Source organism: Sphingomonas paeninsulae (assembly GCF_003660165.1).
Lineage (GTDB): Bacteria > Pseudomonadota > Alphaproteobacteria > Sphingomonadales > Sphingomonadaceae > Sphingomonas_O > Sphingomonas_O paeninsulae.
Genome location: NZ_CP032829.1, coordinates 1343386 through 1367967 on the forward strand (window position 1 = coordinate 1343386; position 24582 = coordinate 1367967).

The following is a 24582-nucleotide window of genomic DNA, read 5'->3' on the forward strand; positions in this document are numbered from 1 at the left end:
TGACTGCGGCGCTACCGCTGCAACCCCGCAGGTCGCAAACCCCGGGGCTTTGCCACGACGCGCGTAGCGGCTATCCGTGCGCGAGTATGTCCACACCCACCCCACATCTCTACCTCGTCGATGGCTCCGGCTATATTTTCCGTGCCTATCATCGCCTGCCACCGCTCACGAACATTCGTGGCGAACCGGTGGGTGCGGTTTATGGCTATACGACGATGCTGTGGAAGCTCGCCGAACAGCTTAACCGTGAGGACGGGCCGACGCACATGGCCGTCATTCTCGATGCGTCATCCAAGACGTTTCGGAACGACATGTACGATAAGTACAAGGCGCACCGGCCTCCGGCCCCCGAAGATTTGGTGCCGCAATTCCCAATGATCCGCGATGCGACGCGCGCATTCTCGATCCCCTGTATCGAGACCGTGGGACTCGAAGCAGACGACATCATCGCCTGCTATGCGAAGGCCGCGCTGGCGGCGGGTTGGGCGGTTACAGTCGTTTCGGCCGACAAGGATCTGATGCAGTTGATCGAGCCGGGTCTCGACCTGCTCGACACGATGAACAATCGGCGGATCGGGCCGGATTATGTAATCGAAAAATTCGGTGTCGCTCCTGAATTGCTAGGCGATGTCCTCGCGTTGATGGGCGATAGCGCCGACAATATCCCCGGCGTACCCGGCGTCGGTCCGAAAACTGCGTCCAAGCTGATTATCGAACATGGCGGACTTGAAGCTGTGCTGGCCGCAGCGCCCACGATGAAGCTCGGTAAGCTGCGCGATAATTTGATCGACCATGCCGACAACGCCCGATTGTCGCGCGAACTGGTGCGGCTGGTATGTGATCGCGAACTTCCCGAACCGCTTGAGGATTTGCTACTCAAGGGCATTCCCGACGCACCACTCCGCGAATTTCTTGAGCATCACGGGTTTAGGTCGCTGCTGACGAAGTTGAATGCGAGCGCTGCGGGCGGACCGCCAGCAACAGAGACTGTGGCGACACCACAGCCCGTCGATGATACGCCATTCGATCTCGATGCGTACGAATGTGTGACGACCGTTGAAAAACTCGACCAGTGGATCGAAGTCGCCACGCTTTCTGGCTTTGTCGCGATCGACACCGAGACCGACGGGCTGGATGCGACGCAGGCCAAGCTAATCGGCTTCAGCCTGTGCGTTGCGCCCGGCCTCGCCTGCTATGTCCCGTTGGCACATGGCGGCACCGACCTGCTTTCTGAAAAGCCACCGCAGATTCCGATGGCGGTCGCGCTGGATCGATTGCGTCCGTTGATGGCAGACCCCAGCGTGCTGAAGATCGCGCATAATCTGAAATACGATATGACGATCCTTGCGCGCCATGATGTCGTGGTCGCGCCATTCGACGACACGCTGGTAATCAGCTTTGCGCTGGATGCCGGTCGTCAGTTCAATCACAGCATGGACGAACTCGCGCTCCAGCACCTCGGCCACAAGTGCATCGCGTTCACCGACGTCTGCGGAAAAGGCAAAGCACAACTCTGTTTCGATCAAGTGCCGTTACGCGATGCGACGCGATACGCAGCCGAAGACGCGGACGTTACCTTCCGTTTGTGGAAGCGCCTGAAACCGCGCCTGTCGCGCGAAGAGGCAACAACTGTCTATGAGCGTGTCGATCGTCCCCTTGTCCCGGTAATTGCGGCAATGGAACGTGAAGGCGTCAAGGTCGATGCCGAACAATTGCGCGCGCTATCCTCTGAATTCGCCTATCAGATGGCCGCTCTCGAAACCGAAATCCACGAACTGGCCGGACATAAGTTTGCGGTCGGCAGCCCAAAACAACTCGGTGAGGTTTTGTTCGAAAAACTCGACCTGAAAGGCGGTCGCAAGGGCAAAGCGGGTGCGCATTCAACCGATGCCGCCGAACTAGAGCGCCTCGCCGGACAGGGCGTTCCGATCGCACGCAAAGTTCTCGACTGGCGCCAGATTGCCAAGCTCAAATCGACTTACACCGACGCGTTACAGCAACAAGTCAATCCAGAGACTGGGCGCGTTCACACCAGTTATTCGTTGAGTGGCGCACAGACCGGGCGGCTTTCTTCCAACGATCCAAATCTACAGAACATTCCGATTCGAACGGAAAATGGCCGGCGCATCCGAGAAGCGTTCATTGCCGAGACAGGCAACGTCCTGCTCAGTGCCGATTACAGCCAGATCGAATTGCGACTGGCCGCGCATATGGCGGACGTCCCAGCATTGAAAAACGCATTCGCCAATGGTGATGACATTCACAGCCTGACCGCGATGGAATTATTCGGAGAGGTAAACCGCGACACTCGTGGCCGTGCAAAGACGATCAACTTCTCGATCCTTTACGGCATTTCACGATGGGGTCTTGGCGGGCGACTTGGGATCACGGCGGACGAAGCGCAGGCCATGATCGACCGCTATTTCGAACGCTTTCCCGGCATTAACCGCTACATCGCCGAAACGCTGGAAACCACACGCGAACGCGGATTCACGACGACATTATTCGGTCGCAAAACGCATTTTACGCGGATCAAATCATCGAACCAGGCCGAACGGCAAGGCAGCGAGCGCGCCGCGATCAATGCGCCGATCCAGGGAACCAGTGCCGACATTATTAAACGGGCAATGGTTCGGATGTTGCCAGCTCTCGCGAAAGCAGGATTGCCAAACGTGCGAATGCTGCTCCAGGTTCATGATGAACTCGTGTTCGAATTGCCTGAAGCAGACGTCGAGGCCGCGAGCATCGTAATTCACGATGTCATGGCAAATGCAGCCGCGCCGCTGGTCGAACTTTCGATACCGCTGGGCGTTGAAATCGGCACGGGAAAAAGCTGGGGCGCGGCGCACTGATGCAAATTTTTGAAGCCCTGGCCTACGGCGCACCGTATTTCCTGGGGAATCGGAACAAACGGAACAGGCGTTGACCATTGCTGCGTCGGACGCCGACCTTGCCACGCTGGCGCGCGGTGGTCGCACCAATTTCATAGGGTTTCTGCTGCGTCTCGCGGCACGGTTTCCTTTCCTTTTCATTGCCGGGCGTATGTATGGCCTCGATGCCCTTGGCCGTTTTGCCTATGCAATCATCGTCGTCGAGTTTGCCGCGCAGTTAGCGACTATGGGCCTGAAACGAGGCCTCGCCAAACAGCTTACCGAGAGCACACGGGATCACGCGCATGAGGTGTGGGACGCACTCATCGTTTGCGTTCTCGCCTCGCTGGTGATCGGCGGGTTTTTGATTGCCGTGCCCGAACTGATGTTTCCAAACAGCGCGTTGAATGGGCTTGATCGCTTGCTGCCGCTTGTCGTCATTCTGATCGCTGCCGCCGATATTGCACTTTCCGCTCTGGCCTATCGCCTTGACGTCGGCGCGACAGTTCGAGCGCGGTCGATCGTTGAGCCGTGGACGCTCGGGATTGCAGCGTTTGCCCTTGCTTTCGTGACCAAGCGCGACGGTCTTATCATATCGTACGTTTTGTCGATGGCGGCGGCGTTCGTTGCCTCAATCATACCCTTGATCCGCAGCTATGGCTGGCCGCGCCTTTGGCGTCCTCGGCTAAACCTGATCGCGGGAATTGCGCGGCAGAATACCCCGCTTGCCGCTGCGGATGCCATCGAATGGGCATCACGTCGTATCGACGTCGCGATGCTGGGTTTGTTCCTGCCGCCGGCTGCTGTCGCGGTTTACTGGATGGCCCAGCAAATTGCGTCGATACCGCAAAAGCTAAAGACCAGCTTTGATTCGATACTTGCGCCGATCATTAGCCAAAACCTTACGGCCGGGAACACCAGGGCAGTTGCCGAGCAGGTCAGCCAGGTCGGCTTTTGGATCATCGGCGCCCAGTTGGGTACCGCATTGATGATAGGTATTCCCGGTGAGGCCGTGATGGGAGTGGTCGGCCCTAATTTCGTAGCAGGCACAGGCGCGTTGGCGTTGCTGCTTGCGGCGGAGTTCATGGCGGCAACCGCAGCGGTCTCGGAATCGGCTCTCATCTACATCTCGCGTGGGCGCAACGCGATGATTTCGCTGCTCGTCATTGGTATCGAAGCCGGGCTGTGCTTTGCGTTATTATATGCGGCGCGCGAGGTACGACTGCCGGGTTTTTTCCCAAAAAACGGTGGACAATTGCCACTTTACTATCAAGCTGCCGCGCCCGCGCTTGGGCTGTTGATGGCTCTTGGGCTGGGGTCGATAATTAAAGCACGGCTGCTCTCACGACTTCTGAATGCGCCGGTCACGGGTTGGCGCTGGGCACTGGCGTGGGCGGCGATAGTCGGGTCGGTGGTTGGCTGGGCCGCGACCCAGTATCTGCCCGAGTGGGCGGAGCTTGCCTTCGGCATCCCGGCTATCGCGGGCAGCTATCTGGTGACATTATGGTATTTCGGATTCGGGCCCGACGACCGCGAACTGTTCCGGCTGAAACGGCGTCAGTCCGATACACCCGCGGTCGCCGAAAACCTTAATGCCGGAAGTGCCGAATCCCTGTAAATACCATCGCCAGATTAGCAGCGTCAGCGGCGGCAATGACCTCATCATCGCGAATCGAACCTCCGGGCTGTATCACAGCAGTAGCTCCAGCTTCGACCGCAGCGAGCAATCCATCTGCAAAAGGGAAAAACGCATCGGAGGCCACCGCCGAGCCGATGGTATGCGGTTCCGCCCAACCAGCCTTTTCGGCAGCGTCTTTTGCTTTCCATGCAGCGATACGCGCGGATTCAAGTCGGTTCATTTGTCCTGCGCCAATACCCGCCGTGCTGCCATCCTTGGCATAGACGATTGCGTTCGATTTGGTATGTTTTGCCACAGTCCATGCGAAGCGGCAGTCAGCCAATTCGTTTTCGGTCGGAGCCCGTTTGGTAACCACCTGCAACTCACCCAATCGACCGGCATCGCGTGACTGGAGCAGGTAACCACCAGCGATCGTTTTCAGCGTCATACCTGCCCGGGCGGGATCAGGCAGGTCGCCGGTCAACAAGAGGCGAAGATTTTTCTTCGTGGCGAAAATTGCGCGAGCGGCAGCGTCGGCATCGGGCGCAATTACCACTTCGGTGAAAATCGAAGTTATTGCTTCGGCGGTTTCCTGATCGAGAGTTTGATTTACACAGATAATGCCACCGAAAGCAGAAACCGTGTCGCAAGCAAACGCTTGTAGATAGGCCTGTTTCAGCGTTGTCGCCGATGCCACTCCGCAGGGGTTGGCGTGTTTGACTATCACCACGGTCGGCGGCCCATCGCGGAATTCGCTGAGCAAATCGAGCGCGGCATCGGCATCGGCATAATTGTTGTAGCTCAACGCCTTGCCCTGGATCTGGGTGGCCTTCGACACTCCCGATGCGGTGTAGAAAGCGGCCTGCTGATGCGGGTTTTCGCCATATCGTAACACTTCCGCGCGTGTCGCAGTTACTGTTAGAACGTCTGGAAATTGCTGGTTTTGGTCCACAGTTGCAAACCAATTGGCGATCATTGCGTCATAGCTCGCGGTTGCTGCATAGGCTTTCGCCGCGTATTTCCGACGTAATTCGAGCGAGATGGTACCTTCGTTTTCGTCCAGCGCGGCCATCAGTTCGCGATAGTCGCCGGGATCGGTCACAATGGTTACGAAAGCATGATTTTTCGCAGCCGACCGGATCATCGACGGTCCACCGATATCGATATTCTCGATAATCTCGTCGCGGGCAGCGCCCTTTGCGACGGTCGCGGCGAACGGGTAAAGGTTGACGATAACGAGGTCGATCGCGCCGATGCCGTGTTCCTCCATCGAGGCGACGTGTTCGGCATTGTCGCGCACTGCGAGCAACCCGCCGTGAACGACGGGATGTAGCGTTTTTACCCGGCCATCCATCATTTCGGGAAAGCCGGTGAGATCGTCGATGTCGCGGACTGTCAGCCCGGCATCGCGCAACGCACGAGCGGTACCACCGGTGGAAACCAGTTCGACGCCGTGACGCACCAGTGCTTGCCCAAGCGGGATGAGGCCACCCTTGTCCGAAACCGACAAGAGCGCGCGCTTAATCTTGATATTCGTCATTTTATCCTGCTCGTTTTAATAACCAGCCGATGCTTGCTCCGCCCGCGGGCGCGACACCCGACACAACGAATTGCACGGTCGGTCGCGGACGACCGGCCGCATCGACCCAAAGACTTTCCTCGACAGTCAAAGTGCCACCACGACAGCGAAACTGCCAAAGCGGACCATGATCGATCCGCAGCAACGCCGCCTGCCCATCAGCCGTCGGCGTAACCTCTACGCCCGGTGCCAGATGAAAGCGGATCGCGAAAGCCGCACCCGACGAACGGCGGCGGCGGCGAGGCGAAGGGAGCAAAGCATCCTCGCCGCGCAGCTCGCGCCCGTTGCCCGACAGCGCAAGCGTACGCTTGTGGATAAAGCCATAGCGCCGCGCATAACCGTCGTGGCTGGCATCAATGCGACTGCCGCCCTCCAGTTCCTGGCGGTCAATCTCTATCGTGTTGACGCCCTGACCCAGCGCACCATCGGCAAGGATTGCAGTCGAATTGCTATCCCCAACCGTCAGCGTGGAATGCGCCGCCGTCGTTCGCAGACCCTGCGTCAGTTCTGAGGGGATTCCAGTGCTGCCCCTCGAGCCACCACAATTGACGATCAGTCGCTGCGTGCCATCGGACAATTCGAAGGCGAGCGTCGAAGCGCATCCGGTGCCGCCAAGGCGACTGGCCGGTGGCGGTGCGGCATCCATCACCATGACCGTGCCGCCCGCCGACAATCGCTGATAACCCCAATCGCGGGCCTGCCGGAGCGGACGGGTGCGAACCGCGCTGGCGGCAACGACCTGTTCGATGCGGTCCGAAGCGACGGGGCCGGAACCCTGCCAACTGGACAGTCCGCCATCGCCCATCGTGATACCGAGCAGAGCCGAAACCGCGCGCTGCTTTACGTTCTCGATAAAATCCGGTGTTTCACGGCGGCGCGCAGCATAAACCTGCCCCAGCATCGACAGCAGCAGGATCGCGTCGATCTGGTCATGGGGGCTGCGGGCGATCGCGCCACCATCTTCGCTAAAACCCGCTGCCAGCGCGCGCTGTAGCCCGGCTTCACCGAAAGCCAGCCGGTGATCGCCGCCGGGGATGAGTAAACCTGCCGCCACGACGCCAGTCCACGCCGACACACGAGCATTGCCCTGAGGCGCGCGATCGGCACCCCGATCGAGATGGCGCGCCATCCGGGCAAGCGCGTTGAGAACTGCCGAACGATAGATGAGATCGGTGGATGACAGGATCAGCGGTGCATTCGCGGTCCAGAAAAGAATGCGCCAGCCGCACAAATCCATCCGCCACGCGGCATCGCTGACGTGTTCGCCGTGCGCCGCAAGCCATTTGCGCATCAACTGTTCGGCGACCGGCGCGGCCTGTGCACGCGATCCTGTGGCAGCAAGATCACGGAGCCATTCGAAACGCTGGAGATAATCGGAAAATCCCGCCGAATACCCAGCGCCGGACATATCGAGATCGTCGAGAGCGACGGTTTCCCCCTGCCAGCGCATCGTTCCCGACAACAACCATTGCCCGATGTGACGATTGCCGGGGACAGGGTCGGTCGGCACTGCCAATAGTTTAAGCGGGAAGCGCCCCTTCAGGCGCAACGCGTGAAGGGGAGTGGTCCACGTCAGGCGATGGAAGTGGTTGGAAAGCCGCTCGCCGAGAGATAGCCCCTTGTCGCCACCGACACGAACAAGGCGCTTGCCAACCTCTATTTCGGCACCCGCCACTTCGACATCCTCGCCACCGATGGGGGCGTCTTTAGGCCCGACTTTATCTGGGCCTTTCCGGGTCACGCGTCTTGGAGACCGGCGATTTTCTGGCCTGCGCTTTTCAGACCGGCGATATTGGAAGCATAAGCCGATGGTCCGCCGCGGAACGTCGCGGTGCCCGCCACCAATACATCCGCCCCTGCGGCAATGGCCTGTACTGCGGTTTTCATATCGATGCCGCCATCGACCTCCAGCCGGATATCGCGGCCGGTCTTGTCGATCATCTTTCGCACCGCTTCGATCTTGCGGAGCTGGCTTTCGATGAAGCTCTGCCCCCCGAAACCGGGATTGACGCTCATAATCAGCACCAGATCGATGTCGTCGATGAGATAGTCGAGCATCTTCGCAGGGGTACCGGGATTGAGCGACACGCCCGCCATCTTGCCGAGCGACTTGATACGCTGAACCGTACGATGAATGTGCGGGCCAGCCTCTGGATGGACAGTAATGTGATCCGCCCCAGCCTCTGCAAAAGCATCAAGGAAACTATCGACCGGAGAAATCATCAAATGAACGTCGAGCGGCAGCGTCGTATGCGGACGCAGCGCCTTTACCACGGCCGGTCCGATGGTGAGGTTGGGGACGAAATGCCCGTCCATGACATCGACATGAATCCAGTCCGCCCCCGCAGCTTCGAGCGCACGGACCTCCTCACCCAGACGGGCGAAGTCGGCGGACAGGATGGATGGGGCGATACGTATAGGAGAAGTCATCGGTTTTTGCCTTAGCCCGGTGATGTTAGGGGAGCAAGGATTGTGGGAGACAAACGAGTTTTAGCAAAACAACCGACGTGCCAATTAGCGCCGCACCCGATAGAGTGCTGAACTTCCGTTGGTCCAGATCAATTGCAGGTCACGCCCAAGCGCGGCGGGCGGGAAGCCGATAGTCCATACGTGTGTGAAGCCCGCTCGCGGGAACTCTCGAATTGCCGTGACAAAGTTCGAGCCGATATCGGGACAGACACTTGGATAGACGAGTTGCGAAGGGTCAGCGAGATAGGGGATCGCAGCGGCGTGACGAATATGCAGAAGTTGCTGCCCTTCCAAACTCCATTGATCATTGGTGAAGACGTCGCGGCGGACGATTGCCATTCCCGGCAGTTGATCGCGCCGAAGGTCCGACCAGGCCCCGCCACACGGGCGCGAGACGAGAGAGAGCACAGATGCGCCGCGCGGGATGGTGGGGATTGCTGCAAGTTCGCGCTGCTGTTCGACCGAGCGAAGCGCAAAGCTGACCGTTGTTGCGGTCATTCGGACCGAGAAGAAGACAACCGCCACGACTGCCAGCACCTGCGCAAACCGTCCCCCGCCCTTTGGCGGTGCGATCGCGAGCAGTCCGAGCATAATCATCGCTGGTGCCATTCGCATATCGACATAGGCACCGCCGAGCGCAAGCCGTGGAAGCAAGATGAACGCGAAGAGGAACAGCAGAGCCGGCCAGCCAAGGAGTGCCGAAAAACCCAGTTTCGGGCTACGCGCCGCAACGTAGAGTATAAGAACGATCGGCACCAAGCACGCTATGTCGAACGCCGCCCAGCGATCGCGCAAGATCGAGACAAACCAAAGACTCTTTGCCCCCCAATTGAACCAGTCGTCTGCGCGCACACCCTGTCCGGCCGACGCCAACACCATAACGAGCAACGGCAAAGCCAGCGGCACGCCCTGCACTGCGGCCGCGATAAACGTCGCGTGCCAGGTCCGTTTTTCCGAGCGGAATCGCGCCAGTTCCGCACCAGCGGCCATTAGGCAGAACATCATCCAGCCGAAGCTATGCGCCAACCACAGTCCACACGCGATCGGTACGAAGATCGTGGCGCGCAATGCAAACCGCCGCTGTCGTCCCAGCCGCAGCCACAAGGCGAAAACGCACAGAGCCAACCCCTGTGCCAAAGCGAAATTGACGAATCCGAACTGGAACGGCCACGCATATGCAAGTGGCATCGCAAACAACGCCGTCGGCGGCACTGGGCCATGTGCTTCGTGTGCGCTGCAGAGTAAACCAGCCATCGTCAACAGAGGGATGAGCATCACCCCGAACTTTGCAGCCTGCTCGAACGGCAGCACGGTGGCGAAGGCAGGCACCAGAAGATCCATCCCAAGATTGCCAATCGGCGCCCAGGCAAACGCATAATAATGCGCCAGCACAGCGGATTGCCCAATGGTCATCTCGATGTGCCACCGCCCCATATGACCTGGAAGATCCGACAACGGCGGCAGCGCAGGCCAGAAAAGAGGAATAAGCCCCGCTAGCATGATCGCAGCGAGAACACTGCGTCGTTCCCACCAAGGAAGGCGGGAGTGGTTTGAATATTTATTGGGAGCCATCACGCGGGGACATGGCATGGCCGATGCCGAGAGACCAACAATATCATCCACTCAGGAAGCACTTGAAGTGAGCCCACGGCATGGCGGAATGGTCAGAAAGGTTTCAGCCTCGCCATGAAGAATCCGTCCAGACCGGGCCGTGGCAAAATGCGGACCCAGCCTTCGGGGGCCGGGGTCAGGCCCAGCGGCAGTTCGTTCGCGCTTACCGGATCGACGGTAAGCCCGCTCTTGGCAATCACCTGTTCGCCTTCTTCGGGTTCCATCGAGCAGGTAGCATAAACCAGTCGTCCGTCGGGTTTCAGCCACTGGATCGCGCGGGCGAGCATTCGGCCCTGTAGTGCGGACAGCGAAGCGATGTCCTTGTCGCCGATACGGTGCAGGACGTCGGGGTGGCGCGCGAAGATGCCGGTTGCGGTGCAGGGCGCGTCGAGGAGAATGGCATCGACCGGGGCCGCTGGCTCCCATTTCATGACGTCGGCTTCGACGATTTCGGCGGTTAGCTTCGTGCGTTCCAGGTTTTCGCGAAGGCGCTGGATGCGGCCTGAATGCTGTTCGACGGCGATGACGTTCCAGCCAGCGGCGGCGAGTTGCATGGTTTTACCACCCGGTGCTGCGCACAGGTCGAGAACGGTGCGACCATTTCCAGCGCCGAGCAGCTTCACCGGAATTTGGGCAGCGATATTCTGGACCCAGAAGCGACCGTCTTCGTAGCCGGGGAGTGCGGTGACGCTGAGGCCACGCGGCAGGCGGCGGTGGCCGGGGGCGAGTTGTTCCCCTTCGATGCGATCGTCGGCGGGATCGCGGAGAGCGAGATCGAGTGGCGGCGGTGCGGCGATGGCGCGGGCGGCGTTTTCCAGCGCCTCCAGTCCCCATGCTTTGGTCCAGCGTTCCACCACTTCGGCCGGAAGCGTGGGAATTTCGGGCAGCAGCGCGCCGCGCCGGGTCAATGTTCCGAAGACGCCGTGGACGAGCCTGCGTGGACCACCAAGGACGAGCGGCAATGCCGTGGCAATGGCAGCGTGGGGCGGCGTACCGAGGATGAGAGCCTGTACAAGCGCGAGGCGGAGGACGCTGCGCGCCTTTACGTCGTGGGGCAGCGGCTTTTCAGTGGCGGAATCGATCAGCGCATCGAGATCGGGAAGGTGGCGCAGGACTTCGGTGGCGATGGCGATGGCGAGCGCGCGATCCTCTGGCCGTGTGACACCGCGCGTGGCGTGGATGACCGAGCTATCGAGGCGTTGGCCCTGACGCAGGACGGCGTCGATGAGGCGGAGGGCAGCGGCGCGAGCGCGGGCTCCTGCGATCTCACCTTCCGGGCCAGACCCTTGGGGGGTTGCATTGGTGCGCTTAGGCTCCGACTTGTCCACTGAGTATCCTGTACTGAGGCATATTGCGATGAATGGTAACCGTCCGGCTCACGTCAAGCCGCCCGCCGATCTGCCGCCGAACACACCTGTGCCCGAACCCGAGCCGATTGTCGCTCAAGATGAGTCGGGCGGTCCGAAGGGGCTGGAACCGACACGGTATAACGACTGGGAAAATAAAGGGATCTGCTGGGACTTTTAGCCTTCGCGTCCAAGCGGGCGGGACATAAGCGCGGCGACCACCGCATCGACTTTCGATTCGCCGGAAAGGAGTGCGCAGACGGCTTCGACGACGGGCATGGCGATTTCGAGGGCTTTTGCAGACTGAGCGAGGACGGGGGCGGTGAAGGCTCCCTCCGCCACGCTGGCGCGATCGGCGAGAAGCGATTCGGCAGATTCACCTTTGCCAAGGCCGACACCGAGCGAAAAGTTGCGCGAGGCGACTGACGAGCATGTGAGGACCAGATCACCGAGGCCAGACAAACCGCTGAGCGTTTCGGCGCGGCCTCCACGAGCGACGCCGTAACGCACCATTTCGGCAAATCCGCGCGCGATCAGGGCAGCGCGGGCATTTTCGCCGAGACCTGCCCCCGCAACAACTCCGCAGGCGATGGCGAGAACGTTTTTAACTGCGCCGCCGATCTCCGCACCCGCGACATCATCCGAGGCATAGGGACGGAAAGTCGGCTGGGCGAGACGTTCGGCAAGCGCGCGACCGATGTTTTCATCGGCGCAGGCAAGGGTGACGGCGGTAGGTAGCCCGCGCGCGACTTCGGCTGCGAATGTGGGACCGGACAGCACCGCGATGGGCGCGCGGGGGTGAACCGAATGCGCGATCTCGGACATGAGTGCGACGGTGCCGGCCTCTATACCCTTTGCGCACAGGACAAGCGGGCGAGTGTCCACGGGGGTTTCGGACAGCACGGCACGGAGATGCTGGGCGGGCACGACGACGAGTAATGCGTCGCAGGCGACCAGATCCGCGAGTGATTCTGTGGCGCGGATCGCGGCCGATAGCGGGATGTTGGGGAGAAACTGACGGTTTTCATGTTCACGGTTGATCGACGCCACGACGTCGTGTTCGCGCGCCCACAGGGTGACGGGATCGCCAGCCGCAGCTGCAACCTGCGCGAGTGCAGTTCCCCATGCTCCGCCACCGATGACGCCTATTCTCATGCTTTTACTCCTGCACCGCGCGCTTTTTCTGCCGAAGGGTCGAGCGGCCACCGGGGATAGGCCGGGGTATCGAGGGCGTCGCGATAGCCCGCTTCGAAACGCTCGATCCCCGCCCATGCGATCATCGCGGCATTGTCAGTACACAGCCAGAGCGGCGGCGCGACGAACGGCAGCCCGCGCGATGCAGCCAAGGCGCTAAGGGCGGTGCGGATGGCTGTGTTGGCGGCAACGCCACCTGCGACGACGAGCGCGGTTGCGCCTTCTGCTGCTGAAAGTGCCTTTGAAGTACGGTCGATCAGGCAGTCTACGACGGCAGACTGAAAGGATGCGGCGATGTCTTCGGGTCTGTACTGGCCGGTATCGCGAGCGCGGAGGACTGCGCTCTTAAGGCCAGCGAAGGAGAAATGTGGTTCAGACGATCCGAACAGGGGTCGCGGAAGTTTGACCGCCTTGGCATCGCCAAGCGCCGCTGCACGTTCGACAGCCTGTCCGCCGAAACCAAGTCCCAAAAGTTTAGCAGTCTTGTCGAACGCTTCGCCCGCTGCGTCGTCGATTGTGGTGGCAAGGCGGCGATAATCGCCGACGCCGCGCACAAACAGCAACTGGCAATGGCCGCCCGACACGAGCAGCAGCAGATAAGGAAACCGGAGCGTAGCATCCGCGAGGCGCGGGCTGAGCGCATGACCTTCCAGATGATTGACCGCGACCAGCGGTTTGCCACTGGCATGGGCAAGGGCCTTTGCAGTAACGAGACCGACCATGACACCACCGATAAGGCCGGGGCCAGCGGTCGCTGCCACAGCATCGACGTCAGCCAACGTGATCCCTGCATCGGACAGCGCAGCCTCCACCAGCGGGATCAGTACCTCGACATGCGCGCGTGCGGCGATTTCCGGCACGACACCGCCATAGGGCGCGTGGGCAGCCTCCTGTCCGGCGAGCCGGTGGCTGAGAATCACGCGGTCGCCATCGACCAGCGCAGCCGCGGTCTCATCGCAACTCGATTCGATGCCGAGTATCAGTGTCATCGGACTTTCGCCTTCATCAGCGAGCCGCTAGCACGCGCGAATGACCGCCGCTACTATTCGCCTTGGGACCAGAGGTTCGCCGCTTGCACTTGCGCAGGCACGATTGACGCGTGACGCGCTGTGCGCGGCGCATGGCTGGGTCGAGGGCCGTATCGAGATCGTGCCGATAATGACCGCTGGCGACCGAATTCAGGATCGACCACTGGCGGAAATCGGCGGAAAGGCGCTTTGGACCAAGGCGCTGGATGGCGCACTGTTCGCCGGGGATATCGATTTCGCGGTTCATTCGCTCAAAGACGTAGAGACGCTGCGGCCCGCGGGAATCACGATCGCCGCGATGCTGCCGCGCGCCGATGTGCGTGATCGCCTGATCGGTGCCACTTCGATCGCCGCACTAAAACCTGGTGCGCGCGTGGGGACAAGTTCGCCGCGCCGCGCCGCGCAACTGCTGCGATTGCGGCCAGACCTGATCATCGCACCGATTCGGGGAAATGTGGCAACGCGACTGGCGAAGCTGGACGCGGGCGAGGCCGATGCAACGTTATTGGCGGCGGCTGGGCTGGATCGGCTGAATCAGCACGACGTCGGTGCAGCGATTAAGGTCGAAGAATTGTTGCCCGCCGCGTCGCAGGGCGCGATCGGGATCGAATGCCGGACCGAGAATGAGACCATGCGTGCGCTGCTCGATGCGATCGATTGCAAGGCGACACGGGCGGCGGTTTGTGCCGAACGCAGCTTGTTGGCGGAACTGGATGCCGACTGCCATTCTCCGGTTGGTGCCTATGCCGTGATGCGTGATGGTGCGATGATCCTGACGGCAGAGCTCCTATCGGGCGACGGTGCGCTTCATGTGAAGGGCGCTATTGTCATCGACGGCCCCGATTCGGCCGCACAGTTGGCGAAGCAATTGCTGGAAGCGGCACCCCCGGAATTGCGGGTGCTGTTCGGCAAGTGAATCGGCGGCTGCTAATCCTGAGGCCCGAACCCGGCGCATCGGCAACTGCTGCAAGAGCGGCGGCGATGGGGATGAAGGCGATCGTTCGGCCACTGTTCGAAACGCACGCAGTCGAATGGTCGGCCCCTGATGCGGCGATGTTCGATTCGGTTCTGATGACAAGCGCCAATGCCGCCCTGCATGGGGGAAGCGGATTGGCAAAATATCTGAATTTGCCGCTTTATGCCGTTGGAGATGCGACTGCCGAAGCCGCGAAAAGGGTGGGTTTCAGAAATATTATCTCGGGAAACGACGACGTTACTACGATCATCGGGAAAATGGCCGAGGATCAGCGCAACCATGCGTTGCATCTGGCGGGCCGCGATCGGACTGCATTTGAAAGCACATCGTTCGGCGTCGAAACGGTTACGGTCTACGTGAGCGAAATCGTATCCGCTCCGGCGATTCCCGACGATGTCGTAGCGTTAGTGCATTCCGCCCGTGCCGCCCGGCGTTTTGCCGCTGTAACGATGCAAAAATCCTCAATCGCGCTCATCGCAATCAGCAGCGCAGCCGCCAATGCAGCAGGTTCCGGATGGCAATCAGTCGAGATTGCCGGTCAGCCTCAAGACGCTGCGATGCTGGCACTCGCCGCCAGACTGTGCGAAATGCGCGAGGAATAGGCGACGGGACCGGACAGCACGATGGCGAGCGACTATAATAATGACACTGATGCGACCGTGACATGGCAGGACGATGGCCAGGGGCGCCGAAAACGCCCGATGCGCAATGCGGTGATTATTGCGCTGTTGGCATTCCTAGCCGGGTCGGTGGTTATGGTCTGGGCATTCACGCGCTGGAACCCGGCGCGCAAAATGATCGGAGCTGCACCGATTGCGCTCGTGTCGACCGCGCCAGCGAATGCTCAGGCAGCAGCAGCCCTGCCTGCGCCAACCGGCGTCACGACGTCAGTATTACCCGCAACCGCGGCCGTTCCCACGCAGAGCGCGGCTGTCGATATGCGCGTTTCGGAACTGGAGGAACGCATTGCGCGGATCGACCTGCGCGCCGCTGCTGCCGCCGGAAATGCGGGACGTGCCGAGAATCTGCTGATCGCATTTGCGGCGCGTCGTGCCATCGATCGCGGAACCGGACTGGGCTATATCGAAGGTCAGATCAAAACCCGTTTCGGCGAGACACAGCCAAGGGCGGTGGCGGCGGTCATCGCCGCCGGACAAAATCCCGTAACGATAGCCAATTTGAAACAGGGTCTGGATCAGATCGCCCCTAATCTTTCCGGTGGGTCGAAAGATGAAGGCTGGTGGGTCGCCACCAAACGCGCACTATCGACGATGGTCGTTATACGTCGCGAAGGGACTCCAGCCCCAGCACCGGATGAACGCATTGCCCGTGCACGGTTGATGTTGGACGGTGGACAGGTCGATGGTGCGCTGGCCGAAGTTGCGCGCCTGCCCGGACAGGCGCTGGCAGGTGACTGGATGACCGCAGCCCGTCGCTGGGTAGAGGCGCACCGTGCGCTGGACATCATCGAAGCGGCGGCGATCATGCCGCCTCCCGCAGATGCTGAGTCGGCGGAATCTGTTGCGAACGCGGCGATTCCGACTGGGGCACCTCCGGTTACGCCCACGATCGTGAACCCGTAATTTCAATTCATCGTTAGCGGGAACTTGTTTCAGCATCCATTTTTCCGCAGGAACCGCGCGTGTGGACCAATGGATGCCGAACCGATTTCAGCATAACGACTGCGTGTATATTTAATGAAGGACATACAAGTGACGATCGAAGCCGAATGGTGGGACTATGACACCGCCGAAGAACTTGCCCAAGCCGTAGCCGGGGATGTCGGCTTCATCATCGATTCTGCGCTGGATGCGCGAGGATCGGCACTGATCGCTTTGCCCGGCGGCAAGACGCCGCTCGCCGCGCTCGACCTCATCAGTCAGCAAAAACGCAGTTGGAAGCATGTGACGATCGTGCCGACCGACGATCGTATCGTCGATGTGACCAGCCCCCTTTCCAACGTCGCAATGCTCGCCAAGATGTTCTTGCCAAAAGGCGGCCGCGTTATCCCGCTGACCGGCGGCGCAACGGCAGCCGACTATAAGATGAGCGGCAAGGCGGCGGATGCGCGATTGGCCGATCTGCCGTGGCCCATCGATCTGGTCTGGCTGGGTATGGGCGGTGACGGCCATGTTGCATCGATCTTTGCCGGCCCCGATCTGGAAGAAGCGCTGAACGGTCCCAAGGAGCAGCGCGCGCTGGGCGTGATGCCTGACCCAATGCCCGCCGAAGCACCGGTGGCACGCGTTACGTTGAGCAAAGCTGCGATCCTGTCGGCGCGAACCTTATTGATGACGATAACAGGCGATGACAAAAAGGCGCTGCTGGAACAGGCGATCGAGGACGGTAGCCGTTCACTCACGCCCGTTGGCCGCGTGCTGGCGGATTGCGAACTGCCCATCGACATTCACTGGGCCGCCTGAGTGGGCGCCCATGACCACCATGATCACGGGAGCGATCATGGGCATTCGCACGGTAACGATGGCGGCCATGGGCATGGCCACTCACATGGCGGGCACGGGCATAGCCACGCGCCCGCCAATTTCGATTCGGCGTTTCTGATCGGGATTTCGCTGAACGTCGGTTTTGTCGTGCTCGAGGCGATCTACGGATTCGCCGCCAACTCGATGGCGCTGCTGGCTGACGCGGGCCACAATCTTTCGGACGTATTCGGCCTGTTGATGGCGTGGGGCGCTGCTGCGGCAGGAAAGCGAGCTGCGTCGAAGCGCTTTACTTATGGCTGGCGGAAGTCGTCAGTGCTGGCCGCTTTATTCAACGCGGTGTTCCTGCTGGTCGCGGTCGGAGCAATCGCGGTCGAAGCCATCCGTCGCTTCGGCGAACCGCAGTCGGTTGCCAGCAACACCGTTATGGTGGTCGCGGGACTCGGCATATTGATCAACGGCGCAACGGCGTTGCTGTTCGCGCGGGGACGGGCCAGCGACATCAACATTCGCGGAGCCTATCTGCACATGGCATCGGATGCAGCGGTTTCGGCAGGTGTCGTCGTATCAGGGTTTATAATCGCGCGTACCGGATGGGCATGGCTCGACCCGGCAACGAGTCTGGCGATTGTCGCGGTTATTGTAGTCGGGACATGGGGCCTGTTGCGTGATTCGGTAACGATGGCGTTGGATGCCGTACCACCTTCGATAGATCCGGTTGCCGTGTCCGGTGCGCTCGGTGACCTGCCGGGAGTAACGCAGGTCCATCACCTGCATATCTGGCCGATGAGCACGACGGAGAGCGCCCTGACCGTCCACCTGGTGACCCCGGATGGTCAGCCGGGAGACGCATTCCTGCATGACGTCTGCACGATGCTTAAAACACGATTCGGGATCCAACATTCGACGATCCAGGTTGAGATTGCCGAAGGGGCCTGTGCGCCGACTGAAGGGCATTCCCACTAAGTGTTAGTTTAAGAGCCAGTTACGAGCAAAGCCGGCGTCATTGGTCCTCGCCATTGGCGAGGCCACCCGCACTTGCGCGGAGACTGATTTACCACTGCTAAATCAGTCTCGCACTACGCGATGGAGCGGGCGAAGGGATTCGAACCCTCGACCCCGACCTTGGCAAGGTCGTGCTCTACCCCTGAGCTACGCCCGCTCGAGCGTCGATGGTGACCGTTACAGTCTCCGTCGGGTAGGGCGGCCAGCTAGCAGAGGGTTTCGCGGGACGCAACCCTATCTCTATACGAGCCGTCTCCCCTTGGCAGATGCGCGACAAACCCCACATAAGGGCAATACGAAAAACTGGAGAATCATGTGGCGACGCTGGGATTGAGTGCGGCTGACCGGGAGCAGATCGAAACATTCCGTCTGGATGTGATCGAACCGTCGATGACCAAGCTCGTCATCCTCGATTTCTGGGCGGAATGGTGTGGACCCTGCAAGGCGCTGTCGCCGGTGCTCGAAAAAGTAGCGGCGGATTATGCGGCGAAGGGCGTGATGCTCGTAAAAGTCGATGTAGATGCCAACAAGGCCATTGCAGCGCAATTTCGCGTGCAGAGCATCCCGACTGTCTATGCCGTGTTCCAGGGACAGCTTGTGGCCGACCTGACGCCTGCACGGACTGAGGGGGCACTAATTAAACTGCTCGACACAATCCTGAAGAAATTGCCGATACAAGGCGAGGAGCAAGCTCTGGAGGCCGAGATCGAGCCGCTGATCGCAATGGGCGAGGAAGTGCTGACGGCTGGCGATGTCGAACGCGCTGCGGGCATCTTCGCGCAGATCGTCGATATGGCACCCGATAATCCTGCGGCGATTTCAGGTCTGGCGAGGGCTCTGACGGCTGGCGGGCGTATCGATGAGGCAACGGACCTGCTGGGCGCGGTTTCGGCTGAACTGGAGAAAGACCCGGCGATCGTCCGCGCACATTCGGCGTTGGCGCTGGCGAAAGATGCCAAGCCGGTTGCCGACCTGTCTGGGCTGGAAGCCGAGGTTGCGGCGAATCCTGAAAATATGGACAAGCGATTCGAACTGGCGGGCGGCCTGATGGCGGCCGGCAATCGTGACGGTGCCGCTGATCATTTGCTGGCGATGATTGCTACCGATCGTGAATGGAACGAAGGCGCGGCAAAGGCGCAATTGCTGAAACTATTCGATGTGGTGGGCGTCATGGATCCCTGGGTTTCGGCGCAACGACGGCGGTTGTCGGCGGTGTTGTTCACGTGAGCCAGAAAACAACCGGTCTTCAGCGCATATCGATTTTTCCGCTGGGTGGCGCGCTGCTGTTCCCACGGATGCAGTTACCGCTGCACATATTCGAACCGCGTTATCGGGCGCTAATCAGCGATGCTATGGCGCGCGACCGGCGAATCGGGCTGATCCAGCCGCGAATCATCCGCGCCGAGGACGATAACGATACACCACCGCTATTCGACATCGGCTGTTTAGGGAAAATCGCGCATGTTGAGGCGCTGGATGACGGGCGTTACAATATCGTTCTCGAGGGTCTGGCGCGTTTTCGTATGACCCGCGAACTCGACGTGACGACGCCGTTTCGCCAGATCGAGGCGGAAATCGAGGTCGATGATCGCGAAGACACCAATCTGGCATTGGCGCGGCGCGCGAGCCTGGAACACGAATCGCGGCGCTTTGCCGAAGGTCAGGGCTATGCCGTCGATTGGGAAGCCGTGGCGCGGTTGGACGACGAGTCGCTGGTTAACGGCATAGCGCAGATCGCGCCCTTTGATGCGGCGGCGAAACAGGCATTGCTGGAGGCAGCATCACTGGCTGATCGGGCAGACCTCATCGTTCAGTTGATGCAGTTCTTCGGTCGTCACGGCGGCGAAGATCGGGTTACGCTTCAGTAATCAGATTGTGATGCCCTGAAGCAGTTTCGGAAGCGCACCGGTTTCACCCCGCGCTTCGGCCATGAACATTGATTTGAGTGGCGCGATACGTCGGACCGCACCCAGTCCAAAGCGACGAACGGCGCGCGCCGGACGACCTGGGATCCCAAACAGCCGCGTCAGCGTGTCGGTCGCGGTTGCCACCATCAACGTATCGAAGCTCCGCCAGCTTTGATAGCGGGCGAGCAATTGCACATCGGCAAGGTCTAGCCCGAGCCGGCTACCCTCCACCAAAACTTCCACCAGAGCGGCGACGTCGCGAAAGCCAAGGTTCAGGCCCTGCCCAGCGATCGGATGGATGCCATGGGCCGCGTCGCCAACCAGCGCCAGCCGTTCGCCGGTGATAACAGCGGCATGGTGGAAACTCAGTGGATAAGACGAGCGCGGGGCCGCCGCAGAGAGTTCGCCGAGCAGGCCACCGGTACGCTTGTGCGCTTCGACCGCAAAGGCGTGGTCGCTGAGAGCAAGGATGCCGGGAGCGTCTTTCGCGGTCACTGTCCAGACGAGGGCGGATCGATTTCCGGGAAGCATCGGCAACAGCGCAAACGGCCCGGCTGGGTAGAAAATTTCATGCGCGACATTGTCGTGTGGGATGCTGTGATCGAAGGCTGATATGATCGCTGTATGATCGTATTTCCATGATGCTGTACGAATGCCAGCGGCAGCGCGTGTCGGTGAATTGCGGCCCTCGGCAGCAATCAGCAAATCGGCATCGATGGTGCTGCCATCATCCAAAACAGCGTGAACGCCGGAGGGGCCGCGCGTGACCGACGTGGCGCGCGCCGGAGCTTTCAGAGTGACGTGTTCGGCTGCGAGCGCGGCTTCATACAGCGCGCGGCGGACAAGGCGGTTTTCAACCATTATGCCGAGTGCTTCACCATCGGTCGGCGTGAAGTCGAGCGGGTTCTTCGACAGTCCATCGCGGACTTCGATGCGGCGAATTTTGCAACCCTGTGTATCAAGGCGTGATGCCACCCCGATCGCCTCGAGCATCCGCCAGCTTGCCGAGGCAATAGCGCTGGCCCGCCCATCGAAATTCGCTGTCAGCATTTTGGCGGGATCAGCAGGATCAATTACGACCGAGGTCAGCCCATGAGCATCAAGTGCGAGAGCGGTAGTCAGCCCGACAAGGCCACCACCAAGGATGAGAACATCTGCGCGTTGCATCGGGCATCTATCGCATTCCGGCAGTCGTCACGCCAGCGGACTCTTGACGGAGACTCGTGCTGAAGCGCATGGTAAATGCGAACGAAACGCGCACAAATTTATCGGGGGTAGTCATGAGCAGCCGGGCGGTCGCCATTCGTCCCACCCTGCGGGAATCGGTGAAGCGTGGCGCTGTGCGGAGCAGTGCACTGGCCGGCGCGATTGCGTTAATCCTGTTTGCGCTATTGTTGGCGACGGCGCTCATTACCTATCGCCCCAGCGACCCCGCTATGAACACCGCTGCGGCGGGGCCTGCGCGCAATTTGGTGGGCGCACCTGGAGCCTGGACCTCGGACATCATGCTATGGTTGCTTGGTCCCGCCGTGATTCTGCTGCTGCCGGTCATTATTGTAACCGCAATCCGCCTTTGGCGTGATGTTCCCGTCAGTGGCTGGCGACGGCGTTTCGTCGGGTCGACCCTCGGCATCACCCTTGTCGCAATTGCACTATCGCTGTTCAGAGATGGGTCGATGACCGGCCTACCCGCTGGGCTCGGTGGTGTGGTCGGGCTTTCAGGCACCAGCGCGGTTCATTGGCTGGCGGCTTTTATTCCGAATGCTGGCATCGGCGAAATCGTTTCATGGACGGTCATGGCGATATTGGCCGTTGTTGGGATCGTAGTTTGGGCCAAAAGCCTCGACCTGGACGCAACCGAGCGCGCTTTTCTGTTTCGACGGCGGGAGCGTACCTTGGCTGAGCCCAAACCAGTCGCTACGCCTCGCATTACCGAATCGACCCCCCGTATCGCAACGCTTGTCGAAGAGCGTCCGCGCCCAGTGATCGCCGATCGCGCGCCCGCAACATCGAAGGGCAAGGGTGAGAAGGAGCGGCAATCGAGCCTGGCACTGCGCGACAAATACACTTTGCCGACGCTCGACCTGTTAACCCCGCCACCGCCATCGTCGGGACCAGTCATCGACAAAGCGGGGCTGGAGCGCAACGCACGCCTGCTGGAAAGCGTGCTCGACGACTTTCATGTAAAGGGTTCGATCGTCGAGGTTCGCCCCGGCCCCGTCGTCACAATGTACGAACTGGAACCCGCCGCCGGCATAAAAGCCAGTCGCGTTATTCAGTTAGCGGACGACATTGCACGCAACATGTCGGCGCTGTCGGCGCGCGTTGCGACGATTCCCGGACGCAGCGTGATCGGCATCGAATTGCCGAATGCACGACGCGAATCAGTGGTACTGCATGAACTGGTCGCGAGTCAGGCGTTCGAGGATCAGTCGGCACAATTGCCGATCATTCTGGGCAAGAATATCGCGGGTGACCCGGTTATTGCCGACCTTGCGCCGATGCCGCATCTGCTTGTCGCGGGTACGACTGGTTCGGGTAAATCGGTCGGATTGAATGCGATGATCGTATCGCTGCTGTATCGCCTGACGCCAGATCAGTGCCGGATGATCATGATCGATCCCAAGATGCTCGAACTGTCGAGTTATGAAGACATCCCGCATCTGTTGTCGCCGGTCGTTACCGAACCGGCAAAGGCCATCCGCGCGCTGAAATGGGCGGTAGAGCAGATGGAGGAACGCTATCGCATGATGGCGTCAGTCGGTGTTCGTGGACTTGCCAGCTTCAACGATAAGGTGCGCGCCGCCAAGGCTAAGGGAACACGACTGGGGCGGCGCGTCCAGACAGGTTACGATGCTGAAACCGGTCAGCCGCTTTACGAAGAAGAGGCGCTCGACTTCGAGGTTCTGCCGCAGATTGTCGTGATCGTCGACGAACTTGCCGATCTGATGATGACGGCGGGCAAGGAAGTCGAATTTCTGATCCAGCGACTTGCCCAAAAGGCTCGCGCTGCGGGTATCCATCTCATCATGGCAACGCAGCGCCCGTCGGTCGACGTAATTACCGGCGTTATCAAGGCCAACCTCCCGACGCGCATCAGCTTTCAGGTCACGTCGAAGATCGATTCGCGGACCATTCTTGGCGAACAGGGTGCCGAACAACTGCTCGGCAAGGGCGATATGCTCTATATGCCCGGCGGCAAACAGATCGTTCGCGTCCATGGCCCCTTCGTTAGCGACGAAGAAGTGAAGGCGGTTGCCGATCACTGGCGCGCACAGGGCCGGCCCGATTATATTCAGGCGGTTACAGAGGAGCCCGAAGATGGCGGCTATACCCTCGATGGTGCACCATCGGGCGAGGATAGTCCCGAGGATCAGGCTTATCGCAAGGCCCGGCAATTGGTCGCCGAATCACAAAAAGCATCGACTAGCTGGCTGCAGCGGCAATTGCGCGTGGGCTATAATAGTGCGGCGCGTTTGATCGAACGGATGGAAACCGACGGACTGGTCAGCCGTCCCGATCATGTTGGACGTCGTGAGGTATTGATGGATACCGACGGACGACCACTGAACTAATTAACGGTTCAGAGCGGGTTAAAGCGGCCACAGCCACAGGCCACCGGAAAGTTAAATGGAGAAGATCGCGTGACCTATCGCCTGTTTGCGCCATTCGCGCTGATCGCCACCGTTGCAGGTGCGCAAGTCGTTCCTGCTCCCAATCCCGATCTGCTCGCGGTTTCGGCACACCTTAAAGCCGTTCACACGATGACCGCGGATTTCGTGCAAACTGACCGGTCGGGGAAAACGCTGACCGGGAAGTTGACGCTCAAACGACCCGGCAAGATTCGATTCCAGTATCAGGACGGCGTACCCATACTGATTGTGGGCGATGGCAAGGCGCTGACTTTTATTGATTATTCGGTGAAACAGGTTTCGCGCTGGCCGATCGGAAATTCGCCGCTGGGTGTGTTGCTGGACCCATCGAAAGATCTGACGCGATTCGCGCGCATTGTCGATACCAGTGATCCCCGTATCGTCATGGCTGAGGCACGCGACCCGCGCCATCCCGAATATGGTGCAATCACACTGGCATTCGCGCGCGAGCCGGGCGCGCCCGCCGGCTTGCGATTGCAGGGGTGGGTTGCGCTGGACGCGCAGAACAACCGCACGTCAGTTCGCCTGAGCAATCAGCGATTTAACGTGCCTGTTAGCGACGGAGCGTTTGCATGGCGCGACCCGCGCCCAATGGGGCCCCGCCATTAAGAGTCACGTTCATATTCGCGACAGGTAAGTACGGGTAAAACGGTCAGGCAGTCACAGAGAGACGAACCGCCGGGATTTCCCCCTGTTGACCGTCCTTTCGCCTTTGTGGCTCGCCTGCGTGACGAACGCCGGTCGACCCCCGCTCCATGCCCCCGGAGCGGGGGTCTTTCTGTTTGCGGTTGCCGCTGGTGCGAGGCTTTTCCTCGCATATGCTCGGACGGTCGTTCGACCTTACGCGCCCATAGGCGTATCGGAACGCTGGAATATTGAGCTTGG

General features: G+C 60.4%; 20 protein-coding genes and 1 tRNA gene. 12 read left to right on the forward strand and 9 right to left on the reverse strand.

The features are described from left to right. Positions 1–86: 86 nt before the first annotated feature. A complete protein-coding gene (polA, locus tag D3Y57_RS12145; RefSeq protein WP_121153207.1) occupies positions 87–2852 on the forward strand; it encodes a DNA polymerase I in 2766 nt (921 codons plus the stop codon). A gap of 70 nt (positions 2853–2922) precedes the next feature. Next, positions 2923–4488, forward strand: coding sequence for an oligosaccharide flippase family protein (locus D3Y57_RS12150; RefSeq protein WP_121153208.1), 1566 nt, complete (start codon positions 2923–2925; stop codon positions 4486–4488). On the opposite strand, the gene purH is transcribed toward D3Y57_RS12150, so the two are convergent. The 5 genes from purH to D3Y57_RS12175 all read right to left on the reverse strand — a co-directional run bounded on the left by purH (position 4460) and on the right by D3Y57_RS12175 (position 11475). Then, complete coding sequence (purH, locus tag D3Y57_RS12155) at positions 4460–6028, reverse strand: bifunctional phosphoribosylaminoimidazolecarboxamide formyltransferase/IMP cyclohydrolase (RefSeq protein WP_121153209.1); 1569 nt, start codon at positions 6026–6028, stop codon at positions 4460–4462. The genes D3Y57_RS12150 and purH overlap by 29 nt on opposite strands. Before the next feature lies 1 nt (position 6029). Continuing rightward, the gene (locus D3Y57_RS12160) at positions 6030–7742 is read right to left on the reverse strand and encodes a heparinase II/III family protein (protein ID WP_121155841.1); all 1713 of its coding nucleotides are present in this window, start codon (positions 7740–7742) and stop codon (positions 6030–6032) included. Between the two features lie 62 nt (positions 7743–7804). Next, positions 7805–8497 carry a ribulose-phosphate 3-epimerase gene (gene rpe, locus D3Y57_RS12165; RefSeq protein WP_121153210.1) on the reverse strand — a complete coding sequence of 231 codons (693 nt, stop codon included), beginning with the start codon at positions 8495–8497 and terminating at the stop codon, positions 7805–7807. 84 nt (positions 8498–8581) lie between these two features. Further along, a complete protein-coding gene (locus D3Y57_RS12170) occupies positions 8582–9949 on the reverse strand; it encodes a hypothetical protein (protein WP_162987101.1) in 1368 nt (455 codons plus the stop codon). 251 nt (positions 9950–10200) lie between these two features. Continuing rightward, positions 10201–11475 (reverse strand): RsmB/NOP family class I SAM-dependent RNA methyltransferase, encoded by a 1275-nt coding sequence (locus D3Y57_RS12175; protein ID WP_121153212.1) that lies wholly within the window; start codon positions 11473–11475, stop codon positions 10201–10203. A gap of 28 nt (positions 11476–11503) precedes the next feature. Between D3Y57_RS12175 and D3Y57_RS12180 the strand changes: the two genes are divergently transcribed. Beyond that, on the forward strand, positions 11504–11674 hold the full coding sequence (locus D3Y57_RS12180; RefSeq protein WP_121153213.1) for a DUF1674 domain-containing protein: 171 nt from the start codon (positions 11504–11506) through the stop codon (positions 11672–11674). On the opposite strand, the gene D3Y57_RS12185 is transcribed toward D3Y57_RS12180, so the two are convergent. Then, the gene (locus tag D3Y57_RS12185; protein ID WP_121153214.1) at positions 11671–12648 is read right to left on the reverse strand and encodes an NAD(P)H-dependent glycerol-3-phosphate dehydrogenase; all 978 of its coding nucleotides are present in this window, start codon (positions 12646–12648) and stop codon (positions 11671–11673) included. The two genes, D3Y57_RS12180 and D3Y57_RS12185, sit on opposite strands and share 4 nt — an antisense overlap. Continuing rightward, positions 12645–13676 carry a tRNA (adenosine(37)-N6)-threonylcarbamoyltransferase complex transferase subunit TsaD gene (gene tsaD / locus D3Y57_RS12190; protein ID WP_121153215.1) on the reverse strand — a complete coding sequence of 344 codons (1032 nt, stop codon included), beginning with the start codon at positions 13674–13676 and terminating at the stop codon, positions 12645–12647. Before tsaD ends, D3Y57_RS12185 begins: the two co-directional genes overlap by 4 nt. A gap of 40 nt (positions 13677–13716) precedes the next feature. Between tsaD and hemC the strand changes: the two genes are divergently transcribed. The 5 genes from hemC to D3Y57_RS12215 all read left to right on the forward strand — a co-directional run bounded on the left by hemC (position 13717) and on the right by D3Y57_RS12215 (position 18098). Further along, positions 13717–14631, forward strand: a complete 915-nt coding sequence (hemC, locus tag D3Y57_RS12195; RefSeq protein ID WP_121153216.1) for a hydroxymethylbilane synthase — start codon at positions 13717–13719, stop codon at positions 14629–14631. Continuing rightward, positions 14628–15293, forward strand: a complete 666-nt coding sequence (locus D3Y57_RS12200; protein WP_121153217.1) for a uroporphyrinogen-III synthase — start codon at positions 14628–14630, stop codon at positions 15291–15293. Before hemC ends, D3Y57_RS12200 begins: the two co-directional genes overlap by 4 nt. Positions 15294–15314: 21 nt before the next feature. Further along, positions 15315–16274, forward strand: a complete 960-nt coding sequence (locus D3Y57_RS12205; protein WP_121153218.1) for a hypothetical protein — start codon at positions 15315–15317, stop codon at positions 16272–16274. Positions 16275–16388: 114 nt separating this feature from the next. Then, positions 16389–17114: a 6-phosphogluconolactonase gene (locus tag D3Y57_RS12210; RefSeq protein ID WP_121153219.1), complete on the forward strand. Its 726-nt coding sequence runs from the start codon at positions 16389–16391 to the stop codon at positions 17112–17114. Then, a complete protein-coding gene (locus D3Y57_RS12215; RefSeq protein ID WP_121153220.1) occupies positions 17115–18098 on the forward strand; it encodes a cation diffusion facilitator family transporter in 984 nt (327 codons plus the stop codon). 121 nt (positions 18099–18219) lie between these two features. Here the strand turns inward: D3Y57_RS12215 and D3Y57_RS12220 are convergent. Next, positions 18220–18294, reverse strand: a tRNA-Gly gene (locus tag D3Y57_RS12220). Between the two features lie 173 nt (positions 18295–18467). Between D3Y57_RS12220 and D3Y57_RS12225 the strand changes: the two genes are divergently transcribed. Continuing rightward, the gene (locus tag D3Y57_RS12225; RefSeq protein ID WP_121155843.1) at positions 18468–19364 is read left to right on the forward strand and encodes a tetratricopeptide repeat protein; all 897 of its coding nucleotides are present in this window, start codon (positions 18468–18470) and stop codon (positions 19362–19364) included. Then, positions 19361–20005 carry an LON peptidase substrate-binding domain-containing protein gene (locus D3Y57_RS12230; RefSeq protein ID WP_277873355.1) on the forward strand — a complete coding sequence of 215 codons (645 nt, stop codon included), beginning with the start codon at positions 19361–19363 and terminating at the stop codon, positions 20003–20005. The genes D3Y57_RS12225 and D3Y57_RS12230 overlap by 4 nt, the downstream gene beginning before the upstream one ends. Here the strand turns inward: D3Y57_RS12230 and D3Y57_RS12235 are convergent, their stop codons facing one another. Then, a complete protein-coding gene (locus tag D3Y57_RS12235) occupies positions 20006–21211 on the reverse strand; it encodes an FAD-dependent monooxygenase (protein WP_121153222.1) in 1206 nt (401 codons plus the stop codon). 113 nt (positions 21212–21324) lie between these two features. Here D3Y57_RS12235 and D3Y57_RS12240 point away from each other — a divergent pair, with 113 nt between their 5' ends. Next, a complete protein-coding gene (locus tag D3Y57_RS12240) occupies positions 21325–23619 on the forward strand; it encodes an FtsK/SpoIIIE family DNA translocase (protein ID WP_121155845.1) in 2295 nt (764 codons plus the stop codon). Between the two features lie 69 nt (positions 23620–23688). Beyond that, a complete protein-coding gene (locus D3Y57_RS12245; protein ID WP_430739037.1) occupies positions 23689–24306 on the forward strand; it encodes a LolA family protein in 618 nt (205 codons plus the stop codon). Positions 24307–24582: the final 276 nt, after the last annotated feature.

Bases quoted from the DNA above. Each gene is read 5' to 3' on its own strand.
- polA (WP_121153207.1), top strand. From the start codon at position 87: ATGTCCACACCCACCCCACATCTCTACCTCGTCGATGGCTCCGGCTAT.
- purH (WP_121153209.1), bottom strand. From the start codon at position 6,028: ATGACGAATATCAAGATTAAGCGCGCGCTCTTGTCGGTTTCGGACAAG.
- rpe (WP_121153210.1), bottom strand. From the start codon at position 8,497: ATGACTTCTCCTATACGTATCGCCCCATCCATCCTGTCCGCCGACTTC.
- D3Y57_RS12170 (WP_162987101.1), bottom strand. From the start codon at position 9,949: ATGACCATTGGGCAATCCGCTGTGCTGGCGCATTATTATGCGTTTGCC.
- D3Y57_RS12180 (WP_121153213.1), top strand. From the start codon at position 11,504: ATGAATGGTAACCGTCCGGCTCACGTCAAGCCGCCCGCCGATCTGCCG.
- D3Y57_RS12185 (WP_121153214.1), bottom strand. From the start codon at position 12,648: ATGAGAATAGGCGTCATCGGTGGCGGAGCATGGGGAACTGCACTCGCG.
- tsaD (WP_121153215.1), bottom strand. From the start codon at position 13,676: ATGACACTGATACTCGGCATCGAATCGAGTTGCGATGAGACCGCGGCT.
- hemC (WP_121153216.1), top strand. From the start codon at position 13,717: ATGACCGCCGCTACTATTCGCCTTGGGACCAGAGGTTCGCCGCTTGCA.
- D3Y57_RS12205 (WP_121153218.1), top strand. From the start codon at position 15,315: ATGGCGAGCGACTATAATAATGACACTGATGCGACCGTGACATGGCAG.
- D3Y57_RS12210 (WP_121153219.1), top strand. From the start codon at position 16,389: ATGAAGGACATACAAGTGACGATCGAAGCCGAATGGTGGGACTATGAC.
- D3Y57_RS12235 (WP_121153222.1), bottom strand. From the start codon at position 21,211: ATGCAACGCGCAGATGTTCTCATCCTTGGTGGTGGCCTTGTCGGGCTG.
- D3Y57_RS12240 (WP_121155845.1), top strand. From the start codon at position 21,325: ATGAGCAGCCGGGCGGTCGCCATTCGTCCCACCCTGCGGGAATCGGTG.